Origin of the sequence: Hafnia sp. CBA7124 (assembly GCF_002355555.1) — a bacterium.
Classification (GTDB): domain Bacteria; phylum Pseudomonadota; class Gammaproteobacteria; order Enterobacterales; family Enterobacteriaceae; genus Hafnia; species Hafnia alvei.
Window position 1 is genome coordinate 2,896,404 of the sequence record NZ_AP017469.1, and the last position, 13,985, is coordinate 2,910,388.

Consider the following 13,985-nt stretch of genomic DNA (forward strand, 5'->3'; position numbering starts at 1 on the left):
GTTATTCCCCCCGTGAATCGTGGTGCTCAGCGTGGCTTTTCTCAGCGTTTTGGCGCTCCGATTCATGGCGCTTTTGCTGGCGACCAAGCTCACGTACCGTCATCAAGCTGACCCCAATCAGGATCCCCAAAGCGCCACCAATCAGGCCAGTTGCCGTTGGTGAAATATGTCCACCTTCGCGGTTGGCCACGCCGGGTTTATCCACGCGCGGCGTTGGATTTTCAACGTTCGCCAGTTGGAAAATCCCTTTGGTGAAACCAATGCCCTGCTCGTTACAGCCATAGCACGGATGACCGATACCGACCGGCCAGATGCCGCCGCCGATATCACAGAATTCCAACGTTGAGCAGTTGCCGTAGGTTTCTGGGCCTTTACAGCCTAGGTGATACAAACACCAGCCTTGGCGATGACCGTGGTCACCAAACTCTTTGGCAAAACGCCCAGCATCGAAATGAGGACGACGCTCACAGTTTTCGTGGATTAAACGTTCATAGGCAAACAGCGGACGATGCTTGCTATCTAACTCAGGCAGCTTGCCGTAGGTGATGTAATACACCACGGTCGTCAGGAAGTTGTGCGGGTTTGGAGGGCAACCAGGGATGTTGATAACCGGTTTGCCGATGGCTTCTTCAAGGCTTACCGCACCGGTTGGGTTGCCGCCGGTGGCAGGAACACCACCCCATGCGGCACAGGAGCCAATCGCGATAACCGCTGCCGCATCAGCGGCTGCACGGCGAATATGATCGACAATAGGTTCACCGGCGACCATGCAATAAACGCCGCCATCTTTTAACGGAATGGAGCCATCAACAACCAGAACATATTTGCCTTTATAACGCTTCATCGCGTTATGTTTATTTTCTTCGGCTTGATGTCCGAAAGCCGCAGATAGCACCTCATGATATTCGAGTGAAATAGTATTAAGGATCAGGTTCTCAATTGTTGGGTGCGTGGCACGCAACAGGGACTCAGTACAGCCGGTACATTCTTGAGCACCAATCCAGATAACTGGCGGTCTCTGTGGATTTGTGATTGCCGCAGCCATTTCTGCTGCCGCATTGGAACTTAGCCCTAGTGTAGCGGCCATACCCGCACACAACTTCATGAAGTCACGACGGTTCACACCGTGAGCGGATAGAAAGTTATCCTCAGCCATTCGTAGTATTCCTTAGATGCGCATTCGTCTGGCGGAATGCTTAGGTAGTGAAATGCTAAGGATTAACCCTACTAGTTGTGGTTGATCTTTATCAAGTTGAGAAGGATTAGTGGAAGGTCAACACCAATAATGTGAATAAAACCGATTCAGCGGAAATTAAATAGCGCAAATATTCCGCAATATATTATTTCTATAAATTGAAAATATAGGATTTCAGATTACTTTCGTATGAATTTTCTTAATTTAGAGGAATACCTAAATGAGAGTAGTTTGTATTAATGACGGTAAATTAGAATTAAATAAATTAAATTCATTTAGTTTTATTTATTTAGTTAAATAATTATTTAGGAAGCGGCGCGGAAATAGTATTACCTCCCAACCTTCCTTTAGCAACGAGTTGACTTACCCCCTCCCAACCTCCCCCTTCACAGGGGGAGGAGCAGATCGAGGGCCTTACAAACATCACCGAACAGTTCCCTCCCCTGACAATAAGCTGGCATTCCCCACTCCCAACCTCTCCCTTTGCAGGGGGAGGAGCAGATTGAGGATCTTACAAACATCACCGAACAGTTCCCTCCCCTGACAATAAGCTGGCATTCCCCCCTCCCAACCTCTCCCTTTGCAGGGGGAGGAGCAGATTGAGGGTCTTACAAACATCACCGAACAGTTCCCTCCCCCTGCGAAGGGGAGGGTTAGGGTGGGGTTTAAACAGGCTTAAAGGCTATAGCTTGTGCACTGCACGCCGTTCACATACAGCTTACGTTGTTCGCTTTGCGGCAGACGGATAACGATTTCCTTCCACGCGGGCTGGAAATCACCTTTGCGGGTAAACGTCACGTCTATACGTTGGTTATCGGAAGCGATCTCCCAGTTAAGCCACAGTGCCTGCCCTTCTCGCCAAGCATAGGTTTCACCATCATCATCAAATAGCATGCCGCGATCGCAACCTTTACCCATCGGAGGGAACAGCATCAGTTCGCGAGAATCATCTGCGGCAGCATCTACGAATGCGGTACGTCCAGACAGCGGTAACATCGCCCCTGCACGCACGACCAGCGGTAAGCGCTCTAAAGGAGCCTCCACGGTGATAGACTGACCGCCGCTAAACCATTGTCCGGTGTAGAAATCATACCAGCCGCTTTCGTTGGCAGGCAGATAGATTTCACGCTGACGCTGTCCTTGTTCCACCACGCTCGCCACCAGCAAATCCTTACCTAACATAAAATCATCGGTTTCTGCGAAGGTCGCCGCATCATTTTCATGATCGAGGAAGGTCGGACGCAGCATCGGCTCATCGTTTTCACTCGCCTGCCACAGCAAGGTATAAAAATACGGTAGCAGGCGATAACGCAGCACGATGGCATCACGAATGGCTGGCGTCACCGCCGGATACATCCACGGCTCATTTACCGTGTGATCGTCGTTCCACGAGTGAATGGTAAAGCGTGGGTGCATCACGCCGTTTTGAACCCAGCGCACAAGCAGCTCGGCATCTGGTTTGTCGCCGGAGAATCCACCAACGTCATGACCCACATTATATAAGCCAGACAGACTCATCCCCACGCCCATTCGCGTGTTATAACGCAACGTCTGCCAGCTTGTCCGGTTGTCGCCGCTCCACGTTTGAACATAGCGCTGCATGCCCGCACAGCCGGAGCGTGAGATCAGATAAGGCCGCTGTTTAGGCGCGAAACGCTGTTGCGCTTCTAAAGAAGCACGCATCATCAGTAGCGGCATCACCGGACGGATCTGTTTAATCGCAATTTCTTGGCCAAACCCATGACAGCGCGCCTCGCCGTCCCATACTTCATATTCGTTATTATCATTCCACGTCGAGCCAATGCCCATTTCTAGCAGTTGCTGAGTCACGTTATCTTGCCACCACTTCACCGTAGCGGGGTTGGTGAAATCAAGGTGGGAGCCTTCGTCATCCCAGAATACCGAGCGCTCCGCGCAGTCCGATTCTGAATCACGAATGAATAATCCCTGCTGCGCCACTTCCTGATATTTAGGGTGATCCTGCAACAAACACGGTTTGATGTTTGCTGCCAGTTTGATCCCTGCATCGAGGAAAGCCTGTGACATCACCTTTGGTTGAGGCACTTTGTCGTAGTTCCAGTTGAAGACATAACGCTTGTTGTTAATCGAGGTGTAACCCGACGACAGTTGGAATGAGTCACATGGAATATCGTGCTCGCGGCACAGCTCGATAAACTTCATCAGCTGATTTTGGGCATCCGGTGCATCGGTGTAATACATGGTTGAGCCGCTATAACCGAGGCTCCATTTTGGCCCAAAAAATGTTTTACCGGTCAGTCGCACAAAGGCTTTAGTGACGTCCAGAACCTTTGGCCCAACGAACATGTAATAGTCTAAGTCACCCGCTTCCGCCTGATAGCGACGGTAGGCTAAATGGTAATTATCCAGCTCGTTGCCCAGATCCAACATAGTGCTGCTGAGGTTGTCATAAAACAGGCCGAAGCTAACGTCTTCTTTGCGCGTAATCGTGAACGGAACATGCTTATACAGCGGATCGGTTGACGCAGCGTTATAACCCATCGCATCCAAATTGCGCATTTCATAGCGCCCACCGGTGCGGTTAAGATCGCCTGCTTTTTCTCCCAAACCATAGTAGCTTTCGGTTGGGAAACGGCGCTGATAATGAGCAACGCCATCACCGTGCGCATTCAGTAAATAAGCGCTGGTTGGACGGTCTGCCGCCAGCGGCAGCCATTCACCTGCCTCGTTACAATATTCCCACTCTAACCACAGCGGTTGATGTACCGTCACCCGCATTTTGTCGGTGCTGATACACAGTTCAGCATCACGCTGTACCAGCTCAAAAACAGGCCGTGCGAAACCCTCGGTGCTTTCACGATCACGCCCCTCCCAAGGCACATCCGTTTGCGGGGCAATACTCCACGTACGGTTCAGCGCCAGCTCCCCGCGCTGTTTAATCAGCACGCGAAACAGCCCTGACTCTAAAATGTAGATGCGGAATAAATGCTGACCATCGACTTTTAACTCAACGTGATCGGCTGCTTGGCGATTCAGAACCCAGTTTTTCAACGTTTTCATTCTGTTATTCTTCCAAAAATTTAAAGGATCAGGCCTGACGCGACTTCTGGCGGCGTTCGGCAATAAAAGCAATCAGGAATACGGCGCCAATCAGGTCAAAGAAGCCCATGGCGATAAATAGCGGGTTGTAGCCAATTTTGTCGGCGGTCACGCCAATCAGGAGTGAGAACAGGAAACTGGCGATCCACGCAAAGGAACCACGCATCCCGTTCACGGTGGCCATTTGGCCTTTATCGAATGATTCAACCACCAAGGCGCTCAACATGCAGGAGATCACCTGATGACCAAAGCCGCCAACGGAAATCAACGCAATGGTGATATAAGGGTCTTTGGTGATTGCCACCAGCGCCAGTGAGATCATCAGGAATGCACCGGTGACCGAGCTGGCTACGATAGAGTTCACGCGCGAGGTGCCAAAGATCTTGGCGTAAATACGCGTGAGATATCCGCTGGCTACGCTGCCTAAATCCGCAGCCAAGAACGGCAGCCAGGCAAACATCGCAATCTGTTTTAGATCCATGCCGCGTTCGTTAGCTAAATAAAGCGGAACCCAAAAGCTCAGCACGGCCCATGCGGGCTCAGCCATAAATGCCGGAATGGCGATACCATAAAAGCGTTTATTTTTAGACACTGTGGCTAGCGCTTTGAAGAACGGCAGCTTAACCGGCGCAGGCTCGTTATCCTGCTTGATATATTCCAGCTCAGATTTGCTTAAATTCGGGTGTTGATCGGGATTGTGGTAGAACAGCCACCACAGCACCACCCACAGCATGGCCAGAACCCCAGAGAACATAAATGCGCCCTGCCAGCCAAATGAAACATGGGCAACCACGATAATCGGCGGTGCAAGCATTGCGCCAATCGAGAAACCGACTCCGGCCCATCCCGCTGCGATTGGGCGCTCTTTTTTCGGGAACCATTCACCGATGGTTTTGGCATTGGCTGGCGTTGCCGCGGCTTCCGCTCCGCCCATAAAGAAGCGTAGGATCGCCAGCTGCATCCAACTACCGGCTCCCGCATGGAGCATGCACATCAACGCCCAAATCCCCGCACAAATCAGAAATCCAAGCTTTAGGCCAATCACGTCGATCAGCCAGCCGCACAGCGGTTGGAAAACGGTATAGGCAATCTGAAAAGCACCCACGATCCACGAATACTGCTCAGTGGTCATCCCCAGACTGGTTTTTAATTCTGGTGCCAAAATCCCTAGCGAGTTACGCGTGATGTAGTTGACCGTAACCCCCAGCAGGAACAGCGCCAACATCCACCAGCGTAGATTCTTAATCTTGCGTTTTTCCTTTACAGCCACAGCCGGTTGATTCATATCAAGACTCATGGTGATCCCCTGGTCGCAGTAGCAATATGCAGTCGGCTGAACACATTGTTGGTATAGAGCTTTTTGAAATGTGTCTTACCAATAAGAATATCGCTATTTATGACTATACATTTGATTTTTAATTTAATTATCCATTTTTGTGACCAAGATAACGCTTGTAATTGGTCGACCAATTGAGAGTAAAGAAGTTAAAAACGTGGGGATACGCACTTTTTTGCAAAGATTTTCATGCGACTCTTGGAATTCACTGTTTTCGGTCAAGAACTCCCGCTGTGTGGCGATTATTGGCTTATGAAAATTTTGTCATTTTCGAATTTGAACGAGATCACAAAATGAACGGAAAGCTAAAAATCCGCGAAATTGCCGCTCAAACAGGGCTTTCTATCAGCACGGTATCGCGCGTTCTATCCGGAAAATCGAATACCAGTGAAGCGGCTAAACAGCGGGTTTTAGCCTCAGCGCGCCAGCAAGGTGTCTTGGATGAGATCTCTACGGGAAGAATGCTGCTTAACGGGCTGGTGGTGTTTGCTCCCCAGCGCGCATTTGACGTGCGGTCTGACATCTTTTACTACAAGGTGATCCAAGGGATTGCTCAAGCGCTGGAGCCTCACGAGGTTCGGCTGCGCTATTGTTGCTTGGAGGAAAATGACAGCGATGTCTCCCTCTTCCTGCAAAAAATGAACGAGCCCGCCACCGAGGCCGCGATGCTGATTGGCATTGACGATCCCTATATCCACTCTCTCGCCGCAGACTTAGGCAAACCCTGTATTCTGATCAACTGCCGCGATCGCAAAATGCGTTTGCCCGGTATTGCCCCCGACCACCAAACCATCGGCGAATTCTCTGCAAACTATCTTTTTGAACAGGGGCATCGCCACGTTTTGCATCTACTTTGCCTGCGTCGCTATACCATGGAACTGCGCTTGGCCGGCATTCGTGAAGCCTATCAAGCACATAATCTTCCCTTTAATAGCGACGATACCCTGCTCACCGCGCCCAGTTTTGGTGCCGCAGATGCAGAGCTTGCCGTGGCTCAATTTCTTGAACATTGCCCTGCCGAACATCGTCCAACCGCCATCCTTGCTGGGGGTGACTATATGGCGGTGGGCGCCGTGAATGCCCTCTTAAAAGCCGGACTGCGCGTACCGCAGGATATTTCCGTGATGAGCATGGACGGATTCAATCTGGCCGCTATCCACGATATTCCGCTTACTTCGGTTCACGTACCTAGAGACGAATTAGGAGAAGAAGCGGTGCGCATGCTGCAACGACGACTCATGCAGCCAAACACACCGCTGGGCAATTTATTGTTGAACGGAACTCTGGTGGCTCGCGACTCGGTTCGCCGCATCCGAACCAGCCAAAATCAGGCCTTGGTGCAAAAAGACGGGGTTTATGGTTAAAAGCGCCCCGCTCAGCCTTGAGTTCATTCACTATTATTTGAGGTTCCACCTTAAATATGAAGGGTGTGCTAATAAAGCCTGTGGCAAACTGTGCTCACTTCCATCCGCTGCTTAGCAGCCAATACGAGAGATAATTCCGCGATGAAATGGCTTTGCTCGCTCAGTCTGGTCGCAGGACTGATTGCAACTACTCTGTCTCCTGTTCACGCAGACACAACCCAACCCGTTCACCCAATGGTGAAACCGCAATCCACACAGGCGCGTGATGCTTTCGTAACCGATCTGCTGAGCAAGATGACGCTCGATGAAAAAATAGGCCAAATGCGCCTTATCAGCGTGGGACCAGACAATCCTAAAGAAGCCATTCGCGAGATGATCAAACAGGGTCAGGTCGGGGCTATTTTTAACACCGTGACCCGCCAAGACATCCGCAAAATGCAGGATCAGGCTATGCAGCTTAGCCGCCTGAAAATCCCTCTGTTTTTCGCCTATGACGTGGTTCACGGCCAACGTACCGTTTTCCCTATTAGTCTCGGTTTAGCGTCAAGTTGGGATCGTAATGCGGTCACCACCGTTGGGCGTATTTCTGCTTATGAAGCCAGCGAAGATGGACTAAATATGACGTGGGCGCCGATGGTCGATATCACCCGCGATCCACGCTGGGGACGTACCTCAGAGGGCTTCGGTGAAGACACCTATCTGACCTCCGAAATGGGCCGTTTGATGGTTGAAGCCATGCAGGGTAAAAACCCGGCCGATCGTAATTCGGTCATGACCAGCGTGAAACACTTCGCCGCCTATGGCGCAGTGGAAGGTGGACGCGATTACAACAGCGTGGACATGAGCCCGCAGCGTTTGTTCCAAGATTACATGCCGCCGTATAAAGCCGCACTCGACGCGGGCAGCGGCGGCGTCATGGTATCGCTCAATTCCATTAACGGCACACCAGCAACGTCTAACAGTTGGTTATTAAAAGACGTGCTGCGCGACGAATGGAATTTTAAAGGCATCACCATCAGCGATCACGGCGCAATCAAAGAGCTCATTAAGCACGGCGTTGCCAGCGATCCTGAAGACGCCGTGCGCGTGGCGGTGAAATCCGGCATCGACATGAGTATGAGCGACGAATATTACAGCAAATACCTACCCGGCTTGGTCAAAAGCGGACGCGTGAGCGAAAAAGAAGTCGATGACGCGGCACGCCACGTTCTAAACGTGAAATATGATATGGGTCTATTCACCAATGCCTACAGCCACTTAGGGCCTGTTGGTTCAGATCCTGTCGATACCAACGCGGAAAGCCGTTTGCATCGACCAGAAGCGCGCAGCGTGGCGCGTGAAAGTATGGTGCTGCTGAAAAATCGCCTAGATACGCTACCGTTGAAAAAATCCGATACTATCGCTCTGATTGGCCCTCTAGCCGACAGCAAGCGTGATGTAATGGGCAGTTGGTCTGCGGCGGGTGTGGTCGATCAGTCTATTACCGTCTTGCAAGGCCTGCGCAATGCGGTCGGTAACAATGCACAAATTTTATATGCCAAGGGTGCCAACGTTTCGAACGATCCGGGGATCACTGATTTTCTGAACCTGTATGAAAAAGCCGTGAACGTGGATACTCGATCGCCACAGGCGATGATTGATGAAGCGGTAGCTACGGCTAAAAAATCGGATGTTATCGTCGCCGTCGTGGGTGAAGCTCAGGGTATGGCACACGAAGCATCGAGCCGTAGCGATATCAACATCCCACAGAGCCAACGCGATCTGATAGCCGCACTGAAGCAAACGGGTAAACCATTGGTACTGGTTCTGATGAATGGCCGCCCACTGGCGCTTGAAAAAGAAGATCAGCAGGCCGATGCTATTTTAGAAAGTTGGTTCTCAGGCACCGAAGGCGGTAACGCCATCGCTGACGTGTTGTTTGGCGATTACAACCCATCGGGTAAGCTGCCCATGTCCTTCCCGCGCTCTGTGGGTCAAATCCCGATTTACTACAGCCACTTGAATACCGGTCGCCCGTATAATCCAGAGAAACCAGAGAAGTATACTTCTCACTATTATGATGCCGCCAACGGCCCACTTTACCCGTTTGGCTATGGACTGAGCTACACCACCTTCAGCGTGTCCGATGTAAAAATGTCGAGCCCAGTGATGAAGCGTGACGGCAGCTTAACCGCCAGCGTAACAGTAAAAAACACCGGCAAGCGTGACGGTGCCACCGTAGTGCAACTCTATCTACAGGATAAAACGGCGTCAATGAGTCGCCCTGTTAAAGAGCTAAAAGGCTTTGAGAAAATCACGTTGAAATCTGGCGAACAAAAGACCATCAGCTTTAAAATTGATGCCGACCAGCTGAAATTCTGGAATGCATCGATGAAATATGTGTCAGAGCCGGGTACATTTAATGTGTTCATCGGACTCGATTCACAGCGCGTAAATAAAGGTGAATTTGAGTTACTTTAAGCATTCTGGTTAATTCTATCCTTAAGCCTCCCTATTTCATTGAGGGAGGCTTAATTTTTCTATCCGCAAATAAATTTATTTTATATAGCCTGATATTAATACCGCAAGAAAATACATTTCTTGAAACTTACTGACATTACCCGATATAAGCTAACCTTTATAAACTGGCATTATTCCACCTGCGGTTCATACTGGTATTCAATGAGTACATTGTAAACAAAGGTGGAATGTCATGCCGAACAAAATCATCACATGGGTTATTATGTTTGGTTTTAGCCTATCGCTGGCGCTATTAGCCAGTATGCTGGGAGAAGCTAACATATGGGCAATTCTGAGTATTTTTACCGTTACGTATTTTATCTGTGATGTTATTTATACGGTCACTGAGTAATTTCTTATTTTCAGTGACCAGACTACAAAAAAAGCATGAGTATGCCTAGCGACAGTCCCTTTTATCATAGACCATGCTAATCCGTTCCGTATCTAGAATCAACAAATACTCGACTTTGATATCAGTTGCAGAAAATATAGGCAAGGCGCAGACTCGCTTAAATGCAGACAAACCATAACTATAAAGTTTGACTCGGGTGAAACTCTCTTTGTTGATATTCATAACGTATTCATAAGTGATTTTACTATCATCACGATACACATCTCTTAATGTAACATCATTGTTTATTTTTACAGGGTATCTATTTTCACTTTTATTTTTGGCAATATACTTATCAAATTCAATCAGTGTATTCCGAGCAACCTTCTTAGCCAAGAGCTCACATGTAATAAACGTACCGCAATACAATGAAAATGATAATAATACACAGAGCGCAGTAGTAACCTTCAGTTGTTTAACTGTCGTATTTTTCCTTTTTTTCCATTGATGAAACGCTATCGTACCTGCAATGCCGTAAGAAAATAAAAAAACCAAGGCTATTAATGAAATATTAATAGCATAGCAATTATAAAAAGGAACTGATTGTAGCATCATAGCTTGATTTAATAAAAAATAAATCAGTAAAAGTATAACGCACGCCCTGCTACGTTTATACCCGCCATAGGTTAATAAAATAACAGTGGTTTCATGCGGTAAAAAACGCCAAGTAAATCCTTTTGACATTATACCAACAATCACAAATATAGTTGTAATAGCAGCATAAAATATGCTTACCCAGCAACCACATTTGGTTGCCCGATTGATATACTTGGGCACCCGTGGTATTGAATTAGTCTCTTCAATTTCAATTGCGTGAGCTGCTAGCATACCCATTCCCACATCCTTGTTATCACTGCTCATTTCAAATCCTTATAAAGCTATGCTTTACATCATTGTATTCAGGAGAATTATCATCATGAATAAACAATGGTATATCACTACCAAAGAATTTTGATCTCCAGATAGTGATATATTGAATTAAGCACTGATAACATCAGTGTGAGATAATATACAGCTCTTTGCTATATACATAGTCCTGCGGGTTGTGGGTGGGGAAACCACCAACGTAAGGCTTCAGTAGTTTAATCAGCGGCTGATAGTAGATTGGAATGATCGGCGCTTGTTGGTTGATTCGTACTTCGGCCTGCGCATATAAAACATTACGCATAACGGGATCGGATACGTTCTCCGCCTGCTTCAATAGCCGGTCATATTCGGCATCTTGCCAATGCCCAACGTTTTCCACACTTTCGGAGCGTAGCGTATTCAAAAACGTTGAGGGCTCATTATAGGTCGCATCCCAAGACTGACGTGACAGCATAAAATCCCCTGCCCGTCGCGCATCTAAATAGGTCTTCCATTCCATGTTACGCAGCGTCACCTGTGCACCCAGTAGCTTCTTCCATTGTGAAGAAAGTGCTATGGCCGTTTTTTCGTGCAGGTCATATTTATTGTAAAACAGCTCAAACTTTAATGGATGCCGTTCGTCATACCCCGCCTGATGTAGCAATCCTTGAGCTAATACAGCTCGCTGAGCTAACGGTTCATTTAATTCATCAAATACCGGTGGCTTAAAATCAGCAACCTGAGGCGGGGTTAGCGTACTGGCTGGCTCTCGTAGCCCTAAAACTTTATGAGCGATCAGCTCACGATCCACAGTGAGGTATAAAGCACGACGCACGCGAACATCATCAAACGGCGGCCGCGTAATATTGAAATTATAATATTCGGTGTTTAAACGCGGAATAATATGTAATTCATCCGGCATAGTTTGCTGAATATTTTTAATCTGATCGGCAGGCACCCAGGTGAGATCTAAATCACCAGCACGATAGCGGTTGTAACCAGAAACCGCGCTGTCGACCACTAAATACTCAACCTGTTTTAATACCGTTTCAGAACGATTCCAATATTGAGGGTTTTGTTTAGCCACGATTTTTTCATTCACTATGCGCTTAGCCAACACAAAGGCACCGTTAGAGACGATGTGTTCAGGCTGAGTCCAGCGTTCTCCCCATTGCGTCACCACCGCATGTGGAACCGGAAACGTTGTGGGCCACGCTAACATCGAAATAAACCACGGTGTCGGTTGTTCTAGCTGCACGCGTAAGGTTCGTACATCTAGCGCTTGTACACCCAGCGTCTGCGGTTTCATTTTTCCGCTCACAATTTGAGCCGCATTAACCACATGCCCAGCGGCAAAATAATTGGCAAATGGGCTCGCTGTGGCAGGATCAACCGCTCGCTGCCACGCAAAGACAAAATCATCAGCGGTCAATGCAGAGCCATCTGACCAACGCAAATTTTTACGCAACGTAAAGTCGATCTGCTTGCCGTCCGCGCTCACTTTCCAGCTTTCAGCCTGCGCGGGTTGTACCTTACCCTTGCCGTCCAACCACACTAGCCCTTCAAACAGATCGAGCGCGATCTGCGCGGCGGTGTTTTCTTCAATTTTTTGTGGATCGAGCGTCGCGGGTTCCGCATGGTTGTTGTAGCGGAAAATCTGTTGGGGAGAGAGCGATGTCCCTGCGGGGATTTGAGCAGCATATAACGGTGCCACGCTTATCAGGCTGACCAGCCATAATGGCGACATTTTTTTCATGATATTCCCTTTTCAATGCGTGAATGCGCGTACCTTACGCCCGCCTACTGCCGATTGCTGTGTGGGATCTCGCGAAAAATGTTTTTTGGCCTTGTTTCTCAAAGCAGTGGATAAAAAAATCCAGCCATATATCAAGGCTGGATTTTACTTACTCATTCATTCAGCTAGCTAACGATTCTTTCTTAGGCGTCAAGCGGATACCAAGACGTCGCAGCTGCCGCTTAAGCATTAACACCACCACTATCGATAAACAGATGTTCGATAAAGGCATCGCCAACCACACGCCGTCCAGACCGAATACCCACGGGAAAAAACCGAGGAATGGGAACAAGATCAGCATATTGCTCAGCGTGATAAACGTAGCATAGCGGGCATGGCCTAATGCTTGGAAGAACGTTGCGGCGAGCACGATAAAGCCATCCAAGTACATCACAAACAGATGCAGACGCAGGCCGTGAATGGTTGCCACGTGCAGCGCGCTGTCATCAGAAATAAAGATGCTGGTAAACAGAGAGGGAAGAATCAGTATCGCGACCGCTAACGCAATGCCGCCGCCGACTGCGGTCATCAAACCTAACTTTAAGACCTGACGTACCTTCTCCGGCTGGCGTGCGCCGTAATAGTAACTGACCAGCGGCTGCATTCCCCCGCATACGCCTTCGGCGAGCAGGTAATAGAAACCAATCAGATAGCTGGCGATGCCATAGGCGGCCACTTCTATTGGCCCACCGTGCTTCATGAAAAGCAGATTATGCATCATAACCACCACGCTGAGATAAAGGTACATCAGCATGCTGGAAAAACCGGTGGTTAGAGATTCCAAACTGAGGCGCAGGTTAAAAGCAATGTGCTCGCGCTGTGGTCGTAATTTGTTGTAGCGGGTGAAAACAAATCCGATGCAAATAATCACCGCCACGCTTTCACTGATTATCGTTCCTATCGCCGCGCCTTTTAATCCCCAACCCAAGCGAATGATGAAGACATAATCCATCAGCACATTCAGCAGCGCTCCCGTCAGCATGGCAATAGTCGCTAACCTTGGCGCGCCTAAGTTGCGCACCAACAGCGGCATAGCGATACTGCCGAGGACAATGGGTCCCGAAATACCAATAATAGTTAAGTAATCAATGCCATAATTTTCAATAATGCCAGATGCGTCTTGCAAGCGCATAAACATTGGGGCGAAATAAACGATGCACAGACCCACGCTGATACCCATGGCGATCAACAGCCAGAATACCTGCATTAAAATGCGCCGCGCCTTATCAATTTTTTCTTCGCCCTGCGCCAATGAACAGCGCGCGCCGCTGCCCATGCCGATCATCATCCCCACCGCAAGCAAAACGCCCGACAGTGGCCAAGCCATATTAATGGCGGAAAGGCCTTCAGCGCCCATCGCATGCCCGATAAAGGCACCATCGACAATCTGGTATAAACCGCTGATCAACAAGGCGGCAATAGCCGGAATACTGTAGTGCCAGAATGTGCGGGTAATACTTTGCTGCAACATAACTTTTCCC

Annotated in this window: 9 protein-coding genes; 3 read left to right on the forward strand and 6 right to left on the reverse strand. The window is 48.8% G+C overall.

Annotated features, from left to right (window positions below):
* Window position 1 precedes the first annotated feature (1 nt).
* From hybO to CPY98_RS13435, 3 genes are all read right to left on the reverse strand, one after another.
* Complete coding sequence (hybO, locus tag CPY98_RS13425) at window positions 2-1,156, reverse strand: hydrogenase 2 small subunit (RefSeq protein WP_043494122.1); 1,155 nt, start codon at window positions 1,154-1,156, stop codon at window positions 2-4.
* Window positions 1,157-1,870: 714 nt separating this feature from the next.
* Window positions 1,871-4,234: a TIM-barrel domain-containing protein gene (locus tag CPY98_RS13430; protein WP_096388063.1), complete on the reverse strand. Its 2,364-nt coding sequence runs from the start codon at window positions 4,232-4,234 to the stop codon at window positions 1,871-1,873.
* Window positions 4,235-4,262: 28 nt separating this feature from the next.
* Window positions 4,263-5,570 carry an MFS transporter gene (locus CPY98_RS13435; RefSeq protein WP_025797929.1) on the reverse strand — a complete coding sequence of 436 codons (1,308 nt, stop codon included), beginning with the start codon at window positions 5,568-5,570 and terminating at the stop codon, window positions 4,263-4,265.
* A gap of 332 nt (window positions 5,571-5,902) precedes the next feature.
* On the opposite strand from CPY98_RS13435, the gene CPY98_RS13440 reads away from it, so the two are divergent.
* The 3 genes from CPY98_RS13440 to CPY98_RS20870 all read left to right on the forward strand — a co-directional run bounded on the left by CPY98_RS13440 (window position 5,903) and on the right by CPY98_RS20870 (window position 9,824).
* The gene (locus CPY98_RS13440; protein ID WP_025797927.1) at window positions 5,903-6,973 is read left to right on the forward strand and encodes a LacI family DNA-binding transcriptional regulator; all 1,071 of its coding nucleotides are present in this window, start codon (window positions 5,903-5,905) and stop codon (window positions 6,971-6,973) included.
* A gap of 141 nt (window positions 6,974-7,114) precedes the next feature.
* Window positions 7,115-9,433 (forward strand): beta-glucosidase BglX, encoded by a 2,319-nt coding sequence (bglX, locus tag CPY98_RS13445; protein ID WP_096388065.1) that lies wholly within the window; start codon window positions 7,115-7,117, stop codon window positions 9,431-9,433.
* A gap of 232 nt (window positions 9,434-9,665) precedes the next feature.
* Window positions 9,666-9,824 carry a hypothetical protein gene (locus CPY98_RS20870; RefSeq protein ID WP_155273778.1) on the forward strand — a complete coding sequence of 53 codons (159 nt, stop codon included), beginning with the start codon at window positions 9,666-9,668 and terminating at the stop codon, window positions 9,822-9,824.
* Window positions 9,825-9,869: 45 nt separating this feature from the next.
* Here CPY98_RS20870 and CPY98_RS13450 read toward each other — a convergent pair whose 3' ends face one another.
* The 3 genes from CPY98_RS13450 to CPY98_RS13460 all read right to left on the reverse strand — a co-directional run bounded on the left by CPY98_RS13450 (window position 9,870) and on the right by CPY98_RS13460 (window position 13,975).
* The gene (locus CPY98_RS13450; RefSeq protein ID WP_096388067.1) at window positions 9,870-10,724 is read right to left on the reverse strand and encodes a hypothetical protein; all 855 of its coding nucleotides are present in this window, start codon (window positions 10,722-10,724) and stop codon (window positions 9,870-9,872) included.
* A gap of 133 nt (window positions 10,725-10,857) precedes the next feature.
* A complete protein-coding gene (locus CPY98_RS13455; RefSeq protein ID WP_043494130.1) occupies window positions 10,858-12,465 on the reverse strand; it encodes an ABC transporter substrate-binding protein in 1,608 nt (535 codons plus the stop codon).
* 160 nt (window positions 12,466-12,625) lie between these two features.
* The gene (locus CPY98_RS13460) at window positions 12,626-13,975 is read right to left on the reverse strand and encodes an MATE family efflux transporter (protein ID WP_096388069.1); all 1,350 of its coding nucleotides are present in this window, start codon (window positions 13,973-13,975) and stop codon (window positions 12,626-12,628) included.
* Window positions 13,976-13,985 lie beyond the last annotated feature (10 nt).